Origin of the sequence: Chryseobacterium sp. 22532, from assembly GCF_052044665.1 — a bacterium.
In the GTDB taxonomy this organism is placed as follows: Bacteria; Bacteroidota; Bacteroidia; order Flavobacteriales; family Weeksellaceae; genus Chryseobacterium; species Chryseobacterium lathyri.
The window spans coordinates 15,625-39,158 of the sequence record NZ_JBQENJ010000007.1 but is presented as its reverse complement, the minus strand read 5'-3'; the positions used below and the strand labels follow the sequence as shown (position 1 = coordinate 39,158).

16 protein-coding genes are annotated in these 23,534 nt (G+C 38.4%); 4 read left to right on the top strand and 12 right to left on the bottom strand.

The features are described 5' to 3' along the window. Window positions 1–7 precede the first annotated feature (7 nt). The 6 genes from ACTJIV_RS18170 to ACTJIV_RS18145 all read right to left on the bottom strand — a co-directional run bounded on the left by ACTJIV_RS18170 (window position 8) and on the right by ACTJIV_RS18145 (window position 5,036). Window positions 8–1,141 carry a beta-ketoacyl synthase N-terminal-like domain-containing protein gene (locus ACTJIV_RS18170; protein WP_440629056.1) on the bottom strand — a complete coding sequence of 378 codons (1,134 nt, stop codon included), beginning with the start codon at window positions 1,139–1,141 and terminating at the stop codon, window positions 8–10. Further along, window positions 1,141–1,566: an acyl-CoA thioesterase gene (locus ACTJIV_RS18165; protein ID WP_111958665.1), complete on the bottom strand. Its 426-nt coding sequence runs from the start codon at window positions 1,564–1,566 to the stop codon at window positions 1,141–1,143. Before ACTJIV_RS18165 ends, ACTJIV_RS18170 begins: the two co-directional genes overlap by 1 nt. Further along, complete coding sequence (locus tag ACTJIV_RS18160) at window positions 1,556–2,824, bottom strand: ABC transporter permease (RefSeq protein ID WP_111958667.1); 1,269 nt, start codon at window positions 2,822–2,824, stop codon at window positions 1,556–1,558. The genes ACTJIV_RS18165 and ACTJIV_RS18160 overlap by 11 nt, the downstream gene beginning before the upstream one ends. After that, on the bottom strand, window positions 2,811–3,569 hold the full coding sequence (locus tag ACTJIV_RS18155; RefSeq protein WP_440629055.1) for an ABC transporter ATP-binding protein: 759 nt from the start codon (window positions 3,567–3,569) through the stop codon (window positions 2,811–2,813). Before ACTJIV_RS18155 ends, ACTJIV_RS18160 begins: the two co-directional genes overlap by 14 nt. Window position 3,570: 1 nt before the next feature. Then, entirely contained in the window at window positions 3,571–4,566 is a 996-nt protein-coding gene (locus tag ACTJIV_RS18150; protein ID WP_223557670.1) for a BtrH N-terminal domain-containing protein, read from the bottom strand. Window positions 4,567–4,631: 65 nt separating this feature from the next. After that, window positions 4,632–5,036, bottom strand: a complete 405-nt coding sequence (locus ACTJIV_RS18145) for a hypothetical protein (protein WP_111958727.1) — start codon at window positions 5,034–5,036, stop codon at window positions 4,632–4,634. A gap of 213 nt (window positions 5,037–5,249) precedes the next feature. Here ACTJIV_RS18145 and ACTJIV_RS18140 point away from each other — a divergent pair, with 213 nt between their 5' ends. Beyond that, on the top strand, window positions 5,250–8,162 hold the full coding sequence (locus ACTJIV_RS18140) for a M16 family metallopeptidase (RefSeq protein ID WP_440629054.1): 2,913 nt from the start codon (window positions 5,250–5,252) through the stop codon (window positions 8,160–8,162). Between the two features lie 74 nt (window positions 8,163–8,236). Here the strand turns inward: ACTJIV_RS18140 and ACTJIV_RS18135 are convergent, their stop codons facing one another. The 6 genes from ACTJIV_RS18135 to ACTJIV_RS18110 form a co-directional block, all read right to left on the bottom strand. Beyond that, window positions 8,237–8,506 carry a hypothetical protein gene (locus ACTJIV_RS18135; protein WP_223557668.1) on the bottom strand — a complete coding sequence of 90 codons (270 nt, stop codon included), beginning with the start codon at window positions 8,504–8,506 and terminating at the stop codon, window positions 8,237–8,239. A gap of 336 nt (window positions 8,507–8,842) precedes the next feature. Beyond that, window positions 8,843–9,286 carry an ABC transporter permease gene (locus ACTJIV_RS18130; protein ID WP_336378169.1) on the bottom strand — a complete coding sequence of 148 codons (444 nt, stop codon included), beginning with the start codon at window positions 9,284–9,286 and terminating at the stop codon, window positions 8,843–8,845. 5 nt (window positions 9,287–9,291) lie between these two features. Beyond that, the gene (locus tag ACTJIV_RS18125; protein WP_440629053.1) at window positions 9,292–9,723 is read right to left on the bottom strand and encodes a hypothetical protein; all 432 of its coding nucleotides are present in this window, start codon (window positions 9,721–9,723) and stop codon (window positions 9,292–9,294) included. Further along, window positions 9,723–10,862, bottom strand: a complete 1,140-nt coding sequence (locus ACTJIV_RS18120; protein ID WP_111958681.1) for a beta-ketoacyl-ACP synthase III — start codon at window positions 10,860–10,862, stop codon at window positions 9,723–9,725. The genes ACTJIV_RS18125 and ACTJIV_RS18120 overlap by 1 nt, the downstream gene beginning before the upstream one ends. Window position 10,863: 1 nt before the next feature. Then, window positions 10,864–11,778 carry a dialkylrecorsinol condensing enzyme DarA gene (locus ACTJIV_RS18115; RefSeq protein WP_336378170.1) on the bottom strand — a complete coding sequence of 305 codons (915 nt, stop codon included), beginning with the start codon at window positions 11,776–11,778 and terminating at the stop codon, window positions 10,864–10,866. Window positions 11,779–11,821: 43 nt separating this feature from the next. Further along, a complete protein-coding gene (locus ACTJIV_RS18110; protein WP_440629052.1) occupies window positions 11,822–15,475 on the bottom strand; it encodes an MMPL family transporter in 3,654 nt (1,217 codons plus the stop codon). A gap of 327 nt (window positions 15,476–15,802) precedes the next feature. Here ACTJIV_RS18110 and ACTJIV_RS18105 point away from each other — a divergent pair, with 327 nt between their 5' ends. The 3 genes from ACTJIV_RS18105 to topA all read left to right on the top strand — a co-directional run bounded on the left by ACTJIV_RS18105 (window position 15,803) and on the right by topA (window position 23,483). Then, window positions 15,803–16,942, top strand: coding sequence for an EpsG family protein (locus ACTJIV_RS18105; protein WP_223557662.1), 1,140 nt, complete (start codon window positions 15,803–15,805; stop codon window positions 16,940–16,942). 360 nt (window positions 16,943–17,302) lie between these two features. Continuing rightward, complete coding sequence (locus ACTJIV_RS18100; protein WP_440629051.1) at window positions 17,303–20,653, top strand: T9SS type A sorting domain-containing protein; 3,351 nt, start codon at window positions 17,303–17,305, stop codon at window positions 20,651–20,653. 271 nt (window positions 20,654–20,924) lie between these two features. Then, entirely contained in the window at window positions 20,925–23,483 is a 2,559-nt protein-coding gene (topA, locus tag ACTJIV_RS18095) for a type I DNA topoisomerase (protein ID WP_440629050.1), read from the top strand. Window positions 23,484–23,534: the final 51 nt, after the last annotated feature.

The window sequence follows — 23,534 nt, the reverse complement described above, 5'->3', positions numbered from 1 at the left end:
TTTCATTTTAACATTTTTCTAGAACTATTGCCGCATTACATCCTCCGAATCCTGAAGCTGTTTTTAAAATATACTGAATAGTTGCAGACTGGTTTTCTTTAATGATATTCAAAGGTTGGGAAACTCCCATTTCTTTAAAGTTTTTAGAAGAAATCAGCAGTCCATGCCGGGCATTTTCCATGGAAATAATGCTTTCCAAAAGTCCCGATGCGCCAAGACAGTGTCCGTAATAACCTTTCATACTGTTTAACGGAACATGTTGAAGTTCCAATCTGTTAAAAGCAACGGCTTCCATTTCGTCATTATAAATGGTAGCGGTTCCGTGGGCAGAAATAAAATCAATCTGTTCCGGGGTAACATTGGCTTCTGTCATTGCATTCTTGATGCTTGCATACAGCCCGTCTCCTGTTCTGGAAGGTCCGGAAATATGGTTGGCATCATTTACTGCGGAATCTCCTGAGATTTTAAACCTAAACTTTTCGTTTTCGTTCAAGATAGAAGTAATATAAACCGCTGCTGTGGCTTCTCCAATATTAATTCCGTTTCTGTTTTTATCGTAAGGTTTACAAGGTTCTGTTCCGATAGCCTGGAAGGAATTGAATCCCGAGATTACAAACTCCGAAACTTCATCGCCGGCAATCACAAAAGCATTTTTATATTTCCCTGCCTGGATCATATTTTTGGCAACGGCAATAGCCATTACTCCTGAAACGCAGGCATTGGAAACGACGATAGGTTTTGTCTTAAATCCGAAATAATCAGCAATTTTTTGTGCTAATTTTGAAAGATAAGCGCCTTCCGGTACTTCCGATTGGTTTTTTAATAAACTGATATTTCCTTTGGTTGTTGATAAAATAAAAGCGGTTTCTTCTGTAATTTCATGTTTTTCAACCAGAGGTTTTAAGCTTAGAAGAAACATTTTTTCCAGCCTTGTAAAATCCGGGCTGTCGAAATTGCTTTTAAATTCTTCCTCCAGCTTTTCAGTATTTATAATTGAGGCGTAAAAAGCCTCCTGGTTTTCTATGACTTTATGTAATGCTACGCCTGATTTTCCTTCCACAAGATGGTTCCAGTTGGAAGAAATATCAAAGCCTATAGGAGTGATACAGTTGTAGTCTGTAATATAAATTTCTTTCTTCATTATAATCCCATTTTATCTTTCCATGCCTGAAAAAACTCAGGATTATACAAACATAAACTTCCGTTGCTGTCTAAGAATACTTGGATGGTTTCTCCACTGCACACCAATTGATCATTCTGGTTGAAAATTTCGTAGGTATAGATCAGTTTTGCAGATACTGAATTGACAAAAGTGGTCACGATCCTGAATGTTTCCCCATATTTTAGAGGAAGAAAGTGCTCACATGTACTTTTTACGATAGGTGTTACATAGCCTTCTCTCTGAATATCAAGATAGGTCAGGCCATGTTCTCTTCCGAAAGCTTCTCTTCCGTCTTCAAAATATACGATGTAATGCCCATGCCAGACAATGCCCAGCGGATCTGTCTCATTGAATCTTACCCTTACTTCTTCCGTACAGGTTAATATGTTTTCTTTAGACTGCATTTTGTTTTCTTTCGTAAAAAATAGAAATAGCTACCATGGCAATGTAGAAGGCAAACAGTAATGCGAGTTCTTTGGCAATTCCTGCGATACCGCTGTTTCTTAAAATAATATCGTAGTAGGCGTTCAATCCCCAGTTCATCGGGGAAAATTTCGCCACGGTCTGCATAAATTCAGGCATTAAAAATACGGGAACCCATATTCCTCCGATCGCGGCCAGAACCACCACTGATGTTGCTCCAAAAGGGGCAGACTGTTCCTGGGTATCTGCAATGGTTCCCAATAAAACACCAAAACCGATCGCTGCCAGCCCTGAAAATAAAGTTACCACAATAAGCTGGAACATTTTTCCTGAGACATCAAATGCAGGCAGATCCATGTATGGGAAAAGATAAATTCCTACGGCTACCATCAGTAAAAACTGGATGATACAGATGATAAGGTAAGTGAATGTTTTTCCTAAAATATGAACAAAATAAGGGGTCGGGCTGATCCTCGCTCTTACGCTTGTACCCTGGCTTTTTTCTTTAACTAAATTGATAGAAAGTGGTACTACAATAAAAAAGATGGCAAAAAGAGTCCATGCCGGAACATTGTGCTGAACAGAATTCGGCATTATGTCCATGGCTCCTTTTTTCGGGGTGATCTCTTTGAAGCTGATGAGGTTTTTGTTTTCTTCAAGGTTCTCTTCAGTTCCCAGCTGATCCTGAAATGCTTTATAGATCTTTTTGTTTTCGATCTCAAAGACCATTTTATTCACAGAATTCATGACTGAATTTTTGAATCCGGCGTTGGTGGCCGGGTCAAAGTACAGATGAATTTCTTTTGCTTTCACAGCTGTTTTTTTAACGGCTGCAGAATCTCCTTCCAGGCCAAAAGAGCTTACGATCGTCTGCACCTTGGAATCTATGTTTGAATTTAAATCTTTCGTTAAATTTTCAGGAATGACGATAGCCATCTGGTAATCTCCGGAAAAGACGGCGTCCTGTGCTGATTTTTCGGTGTAATTTGTCAGCAGCTGGAATGTTTTACTGGTTTCCAGTTCCTGTTTTATACTTTTTGAGACTTCAGATTTGTCATTGTCAATGAAAATAATCGGGATTTTTGAACCCTCAAGATTTTTGAAAGTAGAATCCTGAATTAAAGTAATCGTTACAATTAACAGCAACGGCATGACGAAAATAATGACAATTCCACCGATATCTCTCTTCAGAAGAAGGATTTCCTTCACGAAGCTTCTCCAAAGTTTATACAACAACATCTCTTAGTTCTTTTCCTGTTAATGATATGAAAACGTCTTCCAGGTTTTCAGCGTTTGCGATTTGTGACACCAGTTCTTCCGGTGTTCCTATGGCATGGATTCTTCCTCTGTCGATAATAGCGATCTTGGTACAGAATTCTTCCGCTTCGGAAAGATGGTGGGAGGTGTATATAATGCACGTTCCATTTTTATTCAGCTCCTGCAGGAAATCAATGATCACCTTTTTCGACTGAACATCAACACCTACAGTCGGCTCATCCAGAAACAAAACTTTTGGATTGTGAAGTGTTCCCGCGATAAGGTTGCAGCGGCGTTTCATTCCTCCGGAAAACTGTTCTACCTGTTTATCTGCGAATTTTGAAAGTCCCATAATCTCTAGGGATTCATCGATCACTTTCTTAAGCTCTTTGTGCTTTAAGTCATACAGGCTTCCATAAAACATTAAGTTTTCTTTAGCAGTAAGAGTCGGATAGAGGGCATATTCCTGAGGCACAATACCAATGATCTGTTTGATCTTAAAGCTGTCCTTCTGAGGAGATAATCCATTGATCGTAAATTGTCCTGAAGTAGGTTTGATCAATCCGGAAAGCATAGAGATCAAGGTGGTTTTTCCTGCTCCATTTGGCCCAAGAATTCCATAGATCTCGTTTTTTTCTATATTCAGCGAGATGTCGTTGACAGAAAACTCTTCGGCGTTTTTATATTTTTTATAGAGATTTTTAATCTCAATCATATTCTCTGCCATATCAGATCGCTTTTCTCAGTTTTTTATAAAAAGCCTCTTCCAGATCAGCAATATGAAGCATGGATTTTGAAAGGTTGTTGTAAATATCGCTTTTCGAGTTCCTGTTTTTATAAACACGGGCAATATCCACGGCAAAATCTCTCCATAAGTCTCCGATGGCGGTAATTTCTTTTGAAAGTTCTTTTAATTCATCATTTTTAAGAATTACTGATGCTTCCTGAAGAAATGCACCATAAATAAACCGGAATCCGCCTCCGCCGGTGCCAATCTCTTCCTGCATTCTGATCAGCTGGCCCAGATAGTGGTTGGTGACCTTAGTTCCTTTCTTTTCAGCCCATTTCGGGATGCTTCTGGCTACCCATCTCATGGCTTTTACGCCAATAAGAGGAACCGGAGCCAGCATATTTTTGCAGGTATCTTTTATTCCTTTTTTTATAGCTTCTTCAATATTCACATTTTCTGGAATGTAGGTCGGGTAGTACATATGTCCTTTTGGGGGCAGTGCACCTTTGGCATATCTTACCTTTTCCAGCTCAGCTTCTGATAGGGTAGTGGTATAATCCATTACCGGATCGCTGATCAGGAATTTTCCGTCCTCTTTTCCATATACCACAAGATTGTGGGCATTGAAGTGGAATTTATATTCTTCAGGGAAATAGGTAAGGTTAAAGACACCTACCTGAAGTCCTGTAGGGATATTCTGATTTAAGTTTCTTTCTAAAGCGGACTGTGCTTCTTTAGGATTGGAAAATTTTTCTCTTTTGATTTTAATGCCCAATCTTTTTGCTGCTTTGCTGAAAATAGCACCCGGCATCGGTCTGTAGCTGAAGCCCGGAGCGAAATTCACTTTCAGAAACGGCAGATAGACAAAAAACAGTCCGGAACCAATCCCAAAGATCATAGGTTCGCTGAGTTTTAAGCCTTTATTAAGTAACAGATTGGAGGCGACACCGTTTTCGCAATGCGCGGTCTGATGGTGTTCGAAGTTAAGTTTCATTTGCTGCTTTTCTCTTTTTCATTGGCGAAATGAAATTCTGCATATATTTATGCTTCATTTCTTTATTATTTTCCGTCAAAGTTTTTTAATTCATCCACTGAAATTCCAAATGCATCTGCATATTTTTTCAGTACGGATTGGTTTAGTGTTTTAAATACTTTTGGTTTTGCATGTCTTTTCACTCTCCACTGCCACATTCCGACATAGGAAGCGAGAACACCCAGATCCATCTTATTCAGTTCCATGAAATAAATAATAGGACTTACTAAATTATTGGCCACATTGTGTCTGGCCTCTTCAATTCTTTCATGAATGAGCTCCATGGATTCTTCGAGGGCTGCTTTTTTAGCTTCCCATCCAATGCTGTTGGCCGTTGTATAATTATCATTTTCGTCCGTCACATACAAGACTTCGGTCATGTTTGCTGACTTCAGATTGCTTTCATCCTGAGGCAGGTCTTGTTTTTTCATGTAAACCGTATTATTCTTTTTAATCAGTTGGCTAAAATAGTGAAAATACATTATATGTAAATCATATTAAATTATAATGCCGAAACGGGCTTTATTTAAAGATAAATTCAAATTTTAACATAAAAAGTCATAATCTGACGTTTGCTGTAACAAGTGCATGATGAAAGTAGACTTATAGGATTCTATGAAATTTGATTTAAATAAATAAGACTTATGAAGAAATTTTTTATTTCTGTTTCTCTTTTCTGCATGCTGCATGCAATGGCGCAGAAATTTGATACTCAAAAGGTGACGGACAGCCAGGGATACACTTACGAAACCGTTAAGAATGACCAGTCCGGTGTGAGAGTGTATACTTTGAAAAACGGACTGAAGGTTTATCTGGCAAAGAATGATGATGCCCCGAGAATTCAGACTTATATTCCGGTAAGAACGGGATCTAATAACGACCCTAGCGACAATACAGGTCTGGCGCATTACCTTGAGCATATGGTTTTTAAAGGAACTTCTCACCTGGGAACTCAGGACTGGGCAAAGGAGAAAGTATTGCTTCAACAGATCTCTGACCTTTACGAGCAGCATAAAGCTGAAAAGGATCCTGAAAAGAAAAAACTGCTCTACAAGAAAATAGATGAGGTTTCTCAGGAAGCTTCCAAGTATGCAATTGCCAATGAATATGACAAAGCGATTTCTTCATTAGGAGCAACAGGAACGAATGCCCATACATGGTTAGATGAAACGGTTTATAAAAATAATATTCCATCCAACGAGCTTGAAAAATGGCTGAAAGTGGAAAAAGAACGTTTCTCAGAACTGGTATTGCGCCTTTTCCATACCGAACTGGAAGCTGTGTATGAAGAATATAACAGAGCCCAGGATAACGACGGCCGTCTTGTGAACTATGCCATGATGGAGGCTCTTTTTCCAAAGCATCCGAACGGACAACAGACTACGATTGGTACTTCAGAACACCTGAAAAGCCCGTCAATGGTTGCTATTCATAAGTATTTTGATACATATTACGTGCCTAATAATATGGCTGTTGTTTTGGTAGGAGATCTGGATTTTGATAAAACCATTAAACTGGTAGATCAGTATTTTGGAGCTTTCAAGTACAAAGAGCTACCGATGAAAAAAATGGTGTCTGAACAGCCGATGGAAAGCATTGTGGCGAGAACGGTAAAAAGCCCGAGTACACCGAGAATGACGCTGGCATGGAGATCAGATTCCCATGGAACTCAGAATGCAAGATTAGCAGATGTGGTTGCAGAAATTTTAAGTAACAGAGGTGATGCCGGTCTTATCGACCTTAATATGAACCAAACGCAAAAGGTATTAGGTGCGGGAGCTTACGAATCGGCCTTTAAAACGTATGGTGCTTTTACGATGTCGGTAACTCCGAAAGACGGACAGAGCTTTGATGATGCTAAAAAACTATTGTTAGAACAGTTGGATTTAGTGAAAAAAGGGCAGTTTCCGGATTGGATGCTGAAAGCAATCGTCAATGACAAGAAAGTACAGCGTATGAAGTCGTGGGAAACGGCTGACGGACTGGCAACGACCCTATATGGTACTTATATCAATGAGAAGACATGGCAGGAGGAATTAGACGATATTAACCAGTATGAAAAAATCTCAAAGGCAGATGTTGTCAAGTTTGCAAACGAGTTTTTCAAAGATAACTATGTAGTTGTTTACAAAGAAAAAGGAGTGAATGATAAGCTGGTTCGCGTACAGAATCCGGGTATTACCCCGATCAAGCTGAACAGAGAAGCGCAGTCACCTTTCCTTAAAGAGATCTTAAGCAGTAAAGTATCTGAGATCAAGCCGGAATTTATCGATTATAAAGCAGCGATCCAGACTTCTCAGATTAAAGATAAGAAGGTAAGCTTTGTAAAGAATAAGTATAATGACGTAGCACAGATCAGCTATATATTCCCTTTCGGAACGGATAATGATAAGGAACTTCCAATCGCGGTAACTCTTTTCGAATATCTTGGAACGGATAAATATACTCCTGAGCAGCTGAAAGGTGAATTCTACAAACTGGGAATCTCTTACAGCTTCAGAACGTCCAACGATCAGGTGATTATTACACTGAGTGGTCTTGAGGCCAATATGAAGAAAGGTACTGAACTGATGAACCACTGGCTTACGAATGTAAAAGCAGACAAAGAGACCTACGCAAAGACCGTAAAAACCATATTGGAGGCAAGAGAAGCCGGTAAAAAGGATAAGACAAGAATCATGGCTGCTCTTACGAACTATGCTAAATACGGTAAGAATTCCAGAATGACGGATATTGTTTCCAAAGAACGTCTTGAGAGCATTGATGCAACGGAACTGACTAAGAAAATTAAAGTCCTGAACCAGTCTCCATATGAGATATTCCTTTACGGACAGGATCAGTCAGGTTTAGAAAAGGCGGTTAAACCATATATCGCAGAAACCACTGTTCAGCCGGCAAAAGCTAAGGAATATCCAGAGCCTGCTGCAGAAGGAAAAGTATATTTTACAAACTATGACATGGTTCAGATGGAAATGTCTAAAGTAGCCAAAGGAGGGAATGTGAACTTGAGTAATTTCGGAAAAGCGAATGTTTTCAACGAATATTTCGGAAGAGGACTGTCTTCTATCGTCTTCCAGGAAATCAGAGAAAGTAAGTCACTGGCTTATTCTGCGTATGTTTCTTATGCGAACGCAACAGAGAAAGGGCATGCGAACTATATCACGAATTATATCGGAACTCAGGCGAATAAGCTTCCTCTGGCTGTAAATGCAATGAATGATCTTATGGCATCCCTGCCACAGATTCCCGCACAGTTTGAGAATTCAAAAGGTTCTGCATTGAAGCAGATTGCATCCAACAGAATCAATAGAACGAATATATTCTTTAATCAGATGGCACTGAAAAAGCTTGGTGTTGATTATGATATCAGAAAAGATATTTATTCTGAAATTCAGGGGCTGACGCTGCCACAGCTTACAAGCTTCTACGATGCTGATATCAAGCCTGTAAAATACAATACAGCGATCATAGGCAAGAAAGAAAACCTGAATATGGAATCCATCAATAAAATGGGAACATTCCAGGAGGTATCTCTTGAAGAGATCTTCGGGTACTAACCATTTTTGATACTAATTTTAAAGCAGGGCAGTGATGCTCTGCTTTTTTGTTTAAACTAATCTGAAAGGCAGCTTTATTTCCTCTTGGTGTAATTCAGCTTCACCAGTAAATATATTTCTGTTTTCTCAAGATCATTACACCATGTGCGTTCTGAAACGACAGCATTTTCGTAGAGATAAAGATCTTCCATATTATTAACATATTCCAGTCTTTCGGAAGTCCGGTATTTAAAAAATGAAATAAGATTCACTTCATCACCAACCTGTGGAGCAACCGGAAATTCAACGGAATTTTCAAAATCGAATTCAATGTCATACGAATAGAACCTTACTTTTACACTCATAATATTATTTTTATCAAATATATCGAAAATAAAGGGTTATTAAATATTTGGGAGGGAAGAGGGAAGATGGGGGCTGGAAGTTACTGGCAGGATTTCAATGTCTGATAGTTTATTATACAAATTGATAGATAGGTTAAAAGAACAATAAAACAGGCTTAGAGTTATTCTGCGACTTCAATAACTTCTCTCTCCCAGCCTCCAGCTTCCCTCCTTCATAATCATCTGTGCAATCCGTGGCTAAAAAACACAACAAGACAGCTTTTTCACGAGTCAGAGCTAAAAAAGAAAAACCGCACGATAATCGTACGGTTATATATTTTCACTGAAAATGTATTCTTAAGATTTCACTTCCTGAATAAACAGATTGATCTCCGCCCTGATCAATAATTCATCATTATTAAAAGTCTCACAGAAGATATTACAAATATTTTCATACTGGGAGATCAGTGAAGCTTTGGAAATAATCTTGTCTCCTGTTTTTGGAAGAGCAAATACTTCAATTTTTTTGATGTTGGTGATAAAGCCTATCACTTTCGTATCTGCCTCGGGGTTTTCAAAGAAACTTTGTCCGAGAATGGATGAGCAGGTCTGGGCAAGGTTTTCAATCAGGCCGGCTTCTGCCAACTCGTTGTTGTGGACAAAGATATTATCTTCTTTTATTTCAAAGGAAGTCACAACCTTTTCTTTGGTCAATTCCAGGATATAATCTGCCATCAGCATCGGTTCCCGGTGCGGCAGAAAGTTATGTATATTGATAAGGTGCTCTTCCTTGATTTCCATTACATTTATTTTACAGCAGTTTTCATTTGGGATTTTGCAATGATCGAGCCATTCAGTTTCGTGACAATATCCACCAGTGTTACCCCCATCACCTCATTAAGGATCGATACTTCCGAGATCAGCCGATCACCTGTTTTTGGCAGGGTTTCAGCTTCAAAAGATTTAATAGCTCCGATATATCCGGTAGGGGCGTCTTTTCCTAACAGGTAATATTTATAACCTGTGTGTAAAGCAACACTCTGTGCCTGATGCTCGATAAGACCGGAAGCCTGGAATGTCCCGTCTTGGATAAAAATATTATCTTCTTTTATTTCAAAACCTGAAACAAGATGATCATCAGAGTATTCCGTAAGGTCATGAACCATGACAAACGGAAAACGCTGTGGGATAAGGCTTCCCACAAAATCCTGATCAGATATCGGCAGTTGGTGTTTCATTAGCAAACCGTTAATAGGGCACAAGAGTAGGCAAATCTTCCACTTTCAGGAACACATAACAATACTTTTTCTCCTTTTTTCAACGTTCCGGAATTCATTAGTTCTTCCAGTGCGATGAAAATAGAACCGGCACCGATGTTTCCTACTTCAGAAAGGTTATAGAACCATTTCTCTGTAGGGAAGTCCATGCCTTTTTTAGCGAATTCGTCTTTTAAGCCATCTTTAAAATAGCCTGAAGAAATATGTGCCAGAACATGGTCTATTTTTTCAGGATCCAGATTATGCTTATCAAAAGAAGATCTTAAGCTTTCTGCTCCTTTTACAAGAATATATTTGTCCAGGATTTTGGTGTCCTGCTTAATAGCAAAGATTGATTCTTTCAGCCATTCATCAGAAGGGTAATCTGCCCATGATTTAAGGCTTCCGTCTTCCTGCTTATCGCATCCGGCATACATACAGGCTTCAATTTCATGAGCGTAAGAATAAAAATCAATGAATTCTATTTTTAAATTAATTCCGTTTTCTCGGGGCTTATTTTCGAGAAGGAATGCACCGGCGCCGTCAGAAAGCATCCATCTCAGGAATTCTCTTTTGAAGGCAACAATTGGTCTTTCTTCCAGTAATTTTAAGTTTTCTGCTTCATGATTGAATTTATCTGCAGTCATCCATGCAGACATTCTTTCTGAGCCTGCACAAATAGCATTATCCTGTACACCAGCCTTTACGGAAAGGAATCCGTAGTTCAGAGCGTTCATTCCTGAGTTGCAGAGACCTGTAGCGGTATTAATTTCAATAGATTTTCCAATATTCAGCTCACCATGAACCATAGAAGCATGTGAAGGCTGCATCTGATCCGGAGAAGTGGTTCCAACGGACAATAGCTTCATATCTTCTTTTTTGAAGTTTTCATCGAACAATCCTTCAACAGCTTTGGCTGTGATCTGTGCATTGGTATGGGTAGGATTTCCTTCTTTATCCAAAGCATAGTATCTTGTTGTGATCTTGTTATTTCTTAAAATCAATGATTTTGCTTTAGAGGGAGCGCCATTTATCAGACCAAGATAAGTCTCCATTTCATCATTTGATACCGGGTTATTAGGTAAGTATGTTGATGCTTTTGTTATAAATACGTCGTACATTCTATTTTAAATTAATTCCTTGTAAATATGTTTTTTGTTTTTGTCTTTTAGACCAAAATATAGGGGTTGTCAGTAAGTGTAAAACTAAGACGACAGGTGAAATAATCCATATCGCAGCCATCAAATATACCTTAAAGAATTTTATCAGCAATGGACGTTTCTCTTTTTTCTTAATAATGAGATTAGACCATACGGTGAAGATCTTGTTGCCTACTTTTTCTACTCTTACTAAAAAAGGACGGATCTCTACAGCGCCATTCTTTACCAGATCAGGCTGAAGGCCGGATAAGTTTCCGCTGCTGAAATGCTTTTCTATAATGTTTCCGTACTTTACAGAGCCCGAAATTTCTTCATCCGAAATCCCGGCGGCAGGAAGCATTCCTGATTTTTCTTTCTGCCCTGTAGTCAGCCAGCGTAAGATCGTCAGTACACTTGTGTAATTGTCATGCCTATCCACTAAAGCAATATTTCCTACCAGTTTTGCGCCAAGATTTTTTAAATATACCTTAAGCTTTTCCTGAGAAAGCATCCACATATTTCTGGTTCCTGAAATTGTAACCACATCTGTATCTTTCAGGATCTTTTCTGCAAAACCACTCTTTAGGAATGAAATGATGGGAATAGATGGCGTAAGATACCAAACCTGATAGCCGAATAAAATAAGGTCGTACTTTTTATTCAAGACCTCATCAGAAGGCGGGAAGATCTCTTTCGGAATCTGAAGGTAAGATTCAGGAAATGTATTGAAAAAAACGTCGCCCGGCCAAGGAAAAGGAAAGTCTTCCTTCAGCTGTATATTATAATAGGTAACGTCATATTCCTCCTTTTTAGCTTCAAAAGGTTGGGCCATGTTCTTCACAATATCCTCCAGCTGGCCGGTTTGCGAATAATAAATGATGAGTATGTTTTTTTTCATTAATATTCTTTAGCGGTTACAAAAATATGCTTTTCATATTTATTTACTGTTTTTTGAATATTTTTATTGTCTGTGAATTAAACTCCTGTGAATAATCTGGATTGTTTAGCTCTTTGGATGCCGTGTTCAGGAATATAATTCTCTCAGGAAGTTCATTCAGTGTACTGATATCAAAATTATGATCTGAAACCAGCAGTACATCAATATTTTTATTGATTTCCGAAAGATTATTAATATAATTCAGCTTTCTTCTTTTAACCAAATAAGTCTGTCTTGCCGTTTGTCTTCTTTCATCATTTTCAATGAAAGAGAAAATTCTTCTTTCTGCCTGATAAAGGGTAAGTAGAATATCCTTCTGTCCGAAATCATCTGCGATATGCAGGATGGATGCATCCTTCGGAATATGTTTGTTCAATTCAAAATAAACTGATTTATGGGCATTAAAATCATCTTTTACTTCTTTTACCACTTCACTGTCTTTATAGAGGTAGCTTAAGAATAATTTTTTCCTGAAATAATTTTCGTCTTCTAGCTCGTGTCGCAGTTTTGCAAATTCCTGTCTGAAGTACGCATTGATTTTTTTTGTTCTTTCAGAATAGTTTTTTCCGAAACTCAGATCATCTTTGCTGATTCTTTCCCCTACTTTTACGGTAATGCTTCCGTCATAGATAATGAAGTCTCCTTTTGGCAGCACTTCGGAGTTTCCGTGAATGTACAGAGGGAGAATATCAAGTCCGAACTGTTCTGCAAGATAAAATGCTCCTTTGTGGAACCTTTTCACATCGTTCGTATAAGATCGTTCTGCTTCGGGGAAAACAACGAGGGAATAGCCCTGTTCAATTTTTTCTTTCAGTTTTTCCATCCCGTTCTCTATTCCCTTAGAAACCGGATAAAAGCCAAGTGCTCTTACCAATCTTCCAAAAACAGGAGAGTCATATACCCAGTCATTGACCAGATAGATGATTTTATGAGTCGCCATTGCAATAGCAAGTGTATCCAGGAAAGAAGTGTGATTGGCTATAATCACTGCCGGTCTGCTGAAATCTTCCGCAGGGTTTCCAATAACTCTTTTCTTTACAAAGGGAGTAATATACAATACAGATGTTAAAAATTTAGCTAAAATTAATTTAATAATATCTAAAGTTTTTCCTTTTGATCTTTTGATAAATACACTTCCGATCAGTGAAAAAACGAATCCTCCCAAACCGTAATAAAAGAATGATATGATGCATCGTAAGAACAGCCTGAAAGTAATAGGAGAAAGTCCTTTTTTTGCTCTGTTTGTGATTAATAATCTGAACCAGAACGGATACAGCGTGGAGGTAATGATAATCACAGAGAACATCCCGATAAGGGCAACCAATGCCAGTGAATGTAATGCCGGATGTTTTGCAAAGATCAAAGAACCTATTGATAGAATGGTCGTGAAAACGGCAAGAATAATAGACGTTCTGTAAGTTGGAAGCTCATTTTTACCGGTTGTATGCTCCTTTTGCATGGCCTGGGTCAGGAAAATGCTGAAATCATCCCCAACTCCAAAAACCAGTGTACAGACTACCGTACTGAAAATATTTAGTTCTAATCCTAAGAAATAAAGAATCCCCGCCGTTACGATTCCTGTTAATACAATAGGGAACATGGTGAGAACAGTAAGCTCAAAATTTCTGAAGAAAACAATAATGGTCAGGATAATGGCCAGAAGAGAATAGTTGATCAGCGTACTGAAATCTCTTTTCAACAGACCCAAAAAGTTCTCATTCATTTGCTGGCGGTCAATGGCGAGAGCATCGTGGTTCTTCTCAACGTCTTTTATGAAGGTGTCTCTTTTCTTCTCATCTACTTTTACAACATTGGAGACCGTATAAAATCCGTTTTCATTGCTCAGGAATTCCGAGATCTGTAATGCTTTTACCTTCTCGTAATCTTTGAGGCTTAAGGTTGTATAGCTCTTATTTAAAATTTCATTGAAATTGTCAAAAGCATTGCTGTTGAATCCAAATTGATTTCCGCTGTTTACCAGTTCAGAAACAGTACGCTCCTTTTTATTTCCATCCCAGAATTTATTCCATATTTCGATCCTTTGTTTCTGATCTTTTTCAGAAAGGACAATATTTCCCAGTGAATTATAGCTCAGGATTTTTCCTTGCTGTTTTTCCTTCTCAAGAAAGTTGCTCAGCCGCGAATTTCTTGCCAGTGCCTCTTCCTCCGAGTCCCCATAAGAAATAGTGTAAATGGATTTTGAAGTGATATCAGAAAGTTTCTGAAGTTTGGCCTCGCTTATTTTTAAGTCTTTCGGAATATAATTGAGGTCACCAATATCCTCATTGAAGCCTACATGCCGGAAACCGAACAGACAGGCAATAATAATGATAGAGCAGCCTATGATCAGAGGTTTGTTCTTTTCATATGGATAAGAACCTATCCTGTCGATAAAATTAATGCTGTGCTTACCCTTTTCCTGCTTGGGCTTATAAAGCTGAGGTACAATGATCAGTGCAGTAACGGAAGAGAAAATAACTGTAATCGCGGCAAAGAGACCGAGATCTTTCAGAGCTTCAGAACGTACAAATACCAGACATAAAAAAGAGACAGCAGTTGTGGCACTGCTCAGTATAATCGGTTGTGTGATCTCTTTGTACAGCTCTTCTATATTATTGTTGTGCTTGTAATGGGTAAGAATATGGAGTGCATAATCTATGGTGATTCCGATAAGGATGGCACCTACACTCAAGGAAATAGCTGAAATTCTGTCTTTTATAAAATAAAGGATTAGCAGGGCCAGCAATACCGAAAATACAGTTGGGAGAAATACGATAATCGGAGTAAAGAAATTCCTGAAATAATAAATGAGGAGGATCAGAAGTACCGCCATGGAGATCATGACCGTATTTTGAATATCTTTTTTTATCTGCTGGGCATTGGCCACGGCAATTACCGGAGAGCCGAAATAACTAAGCTCTGTTTTTCCTTTAAACTGTTTATTGATGCTGTCTTTTATCTGGTTGAGCTGATTGATGAAAGCTTCGTTGCTTTTGGTGTTATTGCTTTCATTTTTAGGGTCTATGAAAAGCAAAAGGTTTTTCCCGTCTTTTGTGACTATATAATTGTCTTCAAGCTTGAAATCTTTGCTGATGTTTAAAGCATTCAGTTTTTTGATTCCTAAGTAAGTAATTCCCAAAGGATCTTTTTTGATGAATTCCTTTGTTACAAGACTTGTCGGTGAGACCAGAGAAACATAATTATTCTCTACCTGCTTGGATATACTGTCTTTTTGAAGTTTCCTTTCAATTTCCCTGTAATCATTTTCATCAAGGAAAAGAGGCAGATTTTGGTTGACAAAATCAAATGTTTCCGAGATTTCACTGTCGTTCACCTTTCCCTGAACAGAACCTATATATTTTTTCAGAGGTTCCATCTTTTGCAGAAAATTATCAGCCGTTTCAGAAAGCTGAAAGCTGTCTTCATTGGATTTGTTCTCTATAATCACAATGATCTTATCTGAAAAATTGAGCTGTTTAAGGACTTTTGCGGTAAGATCGGACTTCTCATTTTTAGGAATTATCTGGTTGATATCCTCTTCAAAGTTAATTTTTGAAGCAAAAACACCACATATTACAGCTATTCCTAAAGCAAGAATTGCTGAAAGAAGCTTGTTTTTAGAAATCAGATAATATAAAAATATAAAGAAACGATGCATTACATTATGAAATCAAGTCTGCAAATTTAATTTTTTCAGTATTAGTTCAAAACATTTAAGCTATAAGTTTATCTGAAAATCAATAAAATATTCTAGGCAGAATAAAAAAATATTCTACTTTTGCAAAAGTTCCCTCTTAAAATATATTTTAAACCAATATTATTACTAAATAAGAATCTGTTTTAGATATGTTGAAAAAAAATGATGAAAAAATTAACGGATTTCTAATGGCAGGAGCATTCTCTTTTCTGCTGCCTGCATTCTCTTATTACAGATTTGCATCTTCCTTGTGCGTACTGCACCGGTTACAAAAAACACTAAATTAGCATGAGTTTATTACATCCATATTTCATCGTTGCGATCGTATACATGCTTTTCTTTAGTGTACAGGAAGTTTTTGGTAAAAGAGTAGAAAAAAAGTGGTTGTGGTTCCTGGGGATCTATCTTATTTTACTGGCTGGCTTCAGGGATAATGTAGGCCCGGATTATGGAAGTTATAAGGCAATTTACATTTATTCTGATACAAAGAGCTATTACAGTATTTTTATGAAGATGCTCCACATGGAGGGTCCGGATCATCTGGAAGTGGAATGGCTGTATACACTCATTAATAAGATATTGCTGAATGTCTTTAATGCACCCTTTTATGTGCTTACCCTGGTTATTGCTATCTGTGCGGTTTTTTTCAAGATAGAATATACAGAGGATAATACTTTTTACCCCTTTACATTTACCCTGTTCATGTTTATTCCTTACTTTTTTGTGGGGGAAAGCGGGCAGATCAGGCAAAATCTGGGGACATTTATTGTTTATTTTGCCGTACGCTACATTAAAGAACGGAAATTATGGCATTATCTCTTTTTTATATTCCTGGGATCGGGTATACATACCGTTTGCTACCTGTTTCTCCCAATGTACTGGCTGGCCCGTATTCCACTGAGTAAAACCGTCATGCTGGTCCTGATCATCATCTCCATATTTCTTTCGCCATTCGAGATATACCGGGCTTTCGGAAGCTTTTTAGACAGTATGGCCTCAGATAATATTTTGGTGAATGGATTAAATGGATATATGGATGAATATTCAGAAAGACTGAACGGAGGTTTTGGAATTCCCGAAGCCATGATGATGATTTTGACGTTCTTTCTTTTTGCATTTGATACCAAGATGAAAGAACTGTATCCCTATTATGAATACCATAGAAGCTATGCCGTTGTGGGAATATGCTTTTATTTTATTTTCAGGAACAATCCGGTATTCTCATCCAGACTTGTAGGTGCATTTATCGGGTTTTCTTACGTGCTGATCCCCAATACAATGTATGTAGTATCGAGTGGCATGAAAAAAATGATTTACGCTTTTATCATTGCACTTGTTATTTTTAACTTTGTTGTTTTCTCCTCCTTCTTAAATATTAAAGTAGGTAGATTTACCATTGAGCTTTATAAAAATCACATTCTCCCTTAGAATTATTTTATTGACTATATTTTATAAAGACAGCTCCAATGCTGTCTTTTTTTATTCCTTATTCCTCTTTTTTTAAACGGTGATTATCCTCATAAAAATTTATCAATTGAAAACTCTACTTTTGTGTTTTACAAAGTGACGTTTTCGTATTTATAATCTTTTAATGATGATTTATTATTAATACAATTAACATATTGTTTTTCTATTCATATTTTTAATTGTTTATTGTTGATAAAGGCTTAAAAGTTGTATTTCATGTAAATGACACACAAGTCTAAGGATATGAAAAATTTAGTTAAAAGTTTTGCGGCAATTTTTTGCTTAGTGTCGATTTGTACCTATTCTAGGAATAGTAGAGGATTGAAAGAAAATCTTCCGTATGGATATACAGAAAAATCAGTATCTGCAAAAGATACTTTAACAAAGCCTGCTGACAGAAGGGCAGTCGTTTCGGACTGGACAAAAGCTCCCAACAGTTATATTTTTGATCCCAGCCAAAACAGCGAAGGTTTGCTGATTCCGGTAAGAAAAGCTTATGCTATGTGGCAGGGGGACGGATACATTAAAGGGGACGGAATCCCTTCCGGCAACCAGACAGCTGAGGTATTGTGGGAAGATTCTCATGGTCTGATAAAATCAGGGGAGAGATACTCGTTGGAAATTTTAGGGTCCGATGAAAATGCCAAAATAAAAGTTCCCATCAACAAAGCAAAAAAAGGAAATGCTGTGGTTGCCTTAAGAGTAAACAGTGAAATCTATTGGAGCTGGCATATTTGGGTGACCGATGATCCTACTAACGGATCCACTTACAAAAGTTTTGATAGTATCACAAGAGTTAGGGGAGATGGAACGGTTGAGCGGATTCCTGATTCAGATTGGGGATGGATGGACCGTAATCTCGGAGCTTTAAGCAGCTCCATTACTTCTTCGGACTGGAGCAAAAGTATGGGATTGCTCTACCAATGGGGAAGAAAAGATCCGATTCCGCCTTTGGTAACAAGGGGAAACGACTTCTACGAAGTGTCAGGATCTATAGGGAGGATCAGGCATAGGGGCGCGAAAAACTTTACCGGTGCTTTAAATATTGATAACCTCACAAAATATGTTCCGCTTGCAAATGCAGAGATAACCAATAATATCAGGCTTTCTGTGAAAAATCCATTAAGTCTGATCTATGTGAACAAAGACGATAACAGCGGCCAGGCTTATTACAATAACAACCCCAATCTTCCGGTTAACTGGTTTGGAAATGCTGCCGGAATTCCGGATAGCAGGCTCTCAGAACTTAACCTTTGGTCTGATAATTCCCGGGGACTCATCAGTACGGGATATAACAATAATGCAAGTGCAAAACCTTACTGGGATAAATCTCCCTATGATCCATGTCCCAACGGATGGAGAATACCGTCAATGCTGGTAGCGAATTTAGCCTCACAGTCTTATATAGATGATATCAGACTGGATTTTTCCCCTTTCGGAGTCAGAAGCAATATGACTAAAAATGTTTTCGAAGCAAATAAGTATCATATTATTAAACCTACAGATACAGGAGTACCATCATTCATGACAGGATTTAAGGTCTACCCTAATTTTGGTTTTGATCTTTCCAATGCCGGTGGGAATAATATGGGAGTTTTTCCAGGAACAGGACAGTTGATTAGGAATGCCCACCAGGGGCAGTATACCGACCAGCATCACGTTGCCTTATGGACGGCAACAATGGCCAGGCATTTTGATACTTCCCCGGCGGTTATCACCAGAGGGCTTTTTATGATCCCTGATAAAGGACAGTCCGATATTCCGGATCCTAATTATCCCAATATTAAAGGAAGATATTTTTATGTGCCTATGTCAGGAATGTATACTTCCGATGCCAATGGATGTCGATGCATCAAAGACCCTCTTTATATCGTAAATGATTATAATTTTCCTTCCGAATATCTTGCTCCGAAAACAGAATACAGAGAAGGAATCAATAATCCTAATACCTATCAGGCTGTTAAAAATTCAACGCCCTTTATTGTGGAAATCCCGGTAAGCAAAGCCTTTTCAGTGCAAAGTCAGCTTTTGAATAATCAGGAAATATTAGATGCCCCCAACTTCAATAATCTAAAAGTAAATGTGCTTTGGACGACTAATACAGCCCTGATTAATAAAGTATTGGTCGTTAATCCTTCCCCGGCCTCACTTGAGAGTCTCAGCAGCTCAAAAATTTCGGTGGAGATTAATCCGAACCAGAGTGGGAATGCTGTAGTGACACTTCATAACGGAAGCATTTCTTCACCGGTGTATTGGAGCTGGCATATCTGGATAACCGATTCCTCTTTAGGGTCTTATAACTACAGGACAGAACTTCCGATGGCTGAAGCGGTCAACTATGTGAATTACGTAAATAAAGCGGATGCTGTGTTTCAGACAGAATTTATGGACAGGAACCTGGGAGCGATAGATGCATTTCCGATAGTTGCCAATGCGATGACACCAACAGCTGCAGAACTTGCAAAAATAAGAGCTTCTACAGGACTACATTATCAATGGGGAAGAAAAGACCCGATTCCTACCTTTCAGTATGCAGACAACAGAGCATCATTTAATGTGTTTTTAGGAACAGCATCGAGTAACGGAACTATAGCTTATACTACACTAACTCCTGCTGCATATAATAATATGTCAGGAAACTATATTGTTCCTTATAATACTTATGCAGCTCCAATTGTGCAGAGTGCCGATAAACCAGCGGATAAAATTGCAAAAGTACTGTCTTACTCTGTGAAGAATCCTTTGGTATATATGATCCCAAGTGTTTTTGCTCCTTATAACGGTGCAATGCCTAATTATACCAATGGGACGGACTGGCTGGCCAATGAACCCAATCTTGCTGCTGACCGATGGGGCAGAGGAGGAAAAAAATCACCTTTTGATCCTTGTCCGGAGGGTTGGAGGATCCCGGATGTCACCAATGTGGCATTAATTTCTAATCAGGATTTCGGACAATCGCCCTGGTATAAAAAAGATAAAAATATAGCGACCTTTTATAGTGTCAGTACAGATTACGCAGGATATAGAGTCAGAAATCCTTCCACAACCTCTACTATAGGGTATATGTTTATAGGTCCATCTTATATACTTGGTAATTTCCCGGATTCGGGTTCGCGCGGATTCAGAAATGTTATAGCTAATCAGTCTCCACAGGGAACATTCAATACAGTCAACTTTCAGTATCCTGGTGTCTGGACAGCAGCTTTGGCTGCAAACTATCTGGGGCGATCTGTTAATGTCTTGTTTGATGCAGCTTCTACGGCCAACCGGTTTATTGCATTTAATGATAATAATGATCCCTATTTAGGAATAAGCTGCCGATGTGTGAGAGTGAAGTACGACGCTCAGGGAAATGAAGCTGGTCCCATTCCGAGATTACAGGTTACAGCTATGGCTGCAGGAAAAGAAGCGGCTGTCTTGAGCACGACTGAGATGAAGGAAAAGATAAATGAGAAAAAAATATCATTATTTCCAAATCCAGTAAAGGATATACTGTATATTAATGCTTCGGATAAAACAGGCTATTATTATCAGATTTATAATGTTGCCGGACAGTTTGTTAAATCCGGAAAGTTTGAAAACGGAAGAACAGACTTGTCAGCTCTAAGTTCAGGAGTATATTTAGTAAGAATTAACAATTCTGAAGAAATTGTGAAAATTATTAAACAGTAGAAACTTTAAAAAGCCATAAAAAGCAGAACAGAATTTCCTGTTCTGCTTTTTTATAACGGCATATGCTTGCATCTATCACTGTTGATGAAAAATTCTATATCATCTATTTTATTAAAGTTAAATTTCGAGCTAAACCCTACGCCCTAAAGGACTTGATATCTTTAAAAATGCCCTCAGGAACGCATGTTAAACACATCTAAATATTAAATTAAACCGTTTAACAAAATGTATATAATAAAAAAGCTTTACTTTTGCAAAAAATTTTTTTAGAATGTCGAAAAATTTAGTAATCGTAGAGTCCCCGGCAAAAGCAAAAACTATTCAGAAATATTTAGGGAAGGATTTCGAAGTGAAATCGAGTTTCGGACACATCCGTGACCTTCCGAAAAAAGGTATGGGAATAGATCTTGCCACCTTCAGTCCTGATTACGAAGTTTCGGCTGACAAAAAGAAACTGGTAACAGAATTAAAGGCTGCCGTAAAGAAAGCCGAAATGGTATGGCTGGCTTCCGATGAAGACCGCGAGGGAGAAGCTATTGCATGGCACCTGGCGGACGAATTGAAACTGAAACCCGAAAACAGAAAAAGAATTGTTTTCCACGAGATTACTAAAAATGCCATTCTAAAAGCCATTGAAAATCCCAGAGATATTGATCAGAATCTTGTGAATGCCCAGCAGGCAAGAAGAGTTTTGGACAGGATCGTAGGTTTTGAAATGTCTCCGGTTCTCTGGAAAAAAGTAAAACCAGGCCTTTCTGCAGGAAGAGTACAGTCTGTGGCTGTAAGATTAATTGTAGAAAGAGAAAAAGAGATCCGTGAGTTTGTTCCGAAAGCAAGCTTCAAGCTGGATGCAATTTTCTTAAATAAAGCTGAGCAGGAAATTGCTGCAAAGCTTAAAAAAGACTTCGAAAAAGAAGAAGACGCAGAAAGATTCCTTGAAAAAGCAAAAACTACAGAATTTAAAGTCCTGAATGTTGAAACAAAACCGGGAACACGTTCTGCATCTGCACCATTTACCACTTCTACCCTGCAGCAGGAAGCCTCTTCAAGATTAGGATATAACGTAACCAATACCATGCGCCTTGCACAAAGGCTATATGAAGAAGGGTACATTACCTATATGAGAACCGACTCCGTGAACCTTTCCCAGGAAGCGATCGAAGGCGCAAAAAAGCAGATCACTTCAGAATATGGAGCTGAATATTCTTCACCAAGAAACTATACTACAAAATCAGCCTCTGCACAGGAAGCTCACGAAGCGATCCGTCCGACTGACTTTGCGGTGAAAAGTATCGGTGATGCCCAATTGAACAGATTATACCAATTAATATACAGAAGAACACTGGCTTCCCAAATGGCAAACGCTAAAATTGAGAAGACGGTGATTGAAATAGGAAACGCATCGCTGCCCCAGCATTTTGAAGCACAGGGGGAGGTGATTATTTTTGACGGTTTCCTGAAAGCTTACGGAATTGTAAAGACAGAAGACGATGATGAGGAAAACAATGAAAAACTGCTTCCTAAAGTAAATGTAGGGGAAGTTTTAAGTTATAAAAAAATAACCGCTTCAGAAAAATTCACAAGACCAAGTGCAAGATATACGGAAGCCGGATTGGTGAAAAAGCTGGAAGAATTAGGAATTGGGCGTCCGTCTACTTATGCGCCGACGATCCAGACCATTCAGAACAGAGAATATGTAGACAAAAGAGAGATAGATCCTCAAACCCGTGAAGTGGTTAAGATGTCTCTTACAAAAGATAAGATCAAAAAAGAAGTTCTTGAAGAAAAATTCGGGGGCGACAAAAATAAATTTGTACCTACAGATATTGGTGAGGTTGTTAATGATTTCCTGACAGATAATTTCAAAGAAATCCTGGACTATGGCTTCACAGCAAGAGTAGAAGAAAGCTTTGACGAAATTGCCAACGGAGATCAGAAGTGGAAAGAAATGATGACCAATTTCTATTCAAAATTCCACCCGAGAATTGAAGATGTAGAAGAAAATGCAGACAGAGCGAATGGCGACAGACTTCTCGGAGTAGATCCTAAGACCGGTAAAAATGTTCATGCAAGAATCGGAAGATTCGGAGCGATGATTCAGATCGGTGAAACGGAAGATGAAGAAAAGCCAATCTTCGCTTCACTAATGACGGGACAGAATATTGCAACCATCTCTTTAGCTGAGGCACTGGAGCTTTTCAAACTGCCATTCGAACTTAATGAATTTGAGGGTCAGGCAGTTTCTGTAGGAGTAGGAAGGTTCGGACCTTATGTGAAGTGGGGCGAGACATTTATCAGCATTCCGAAAGGTGAAGATCCTCTTTCTGTAAGCCAGGCGCGTGCAGAAGAGATCATCAACGAAAAGAAAAAAGCTGATGCGCCAATTGCTACTTATAAAGGAGATCCGGTAACCAAAGGAACAGGAAGATTCGGACCGTTCATCAAATACAAAGATATTTTTGTGAATGTTCCTAAGAAGTATAACTTCGATAATCTTTCACAGAGTGACATCAATGAGTTAATTGATGCCAAGCTGGAAAAAGAAGCCAACCGATACATCCAGCAATGGGAAAAAGAAAAAATTTCTATTGAAAATGGAAGATGGGGGCCATTCGTTAAATTCGGGAAAGCCATGTTCAAGATTCCTAAGAAAAAAGATGACACAAAATATGAGGCTGAAGAGCTGAAGGATGTATCTCTGGATGAGGTGAAAAAATGGATCACAGACCAGGATAAAAATGCCTTTGCAGAGAAAAAGAAGCCGGCAGCTAAGAAACCTGCAGCAAAGAAAACAACTGCAGTAAAAAAGACAGCAGCTAAGAAGAAGTAATATTAAAATAAGTAATACAAAGCCGTTAACAATATGTGTTGACGGCTTTTT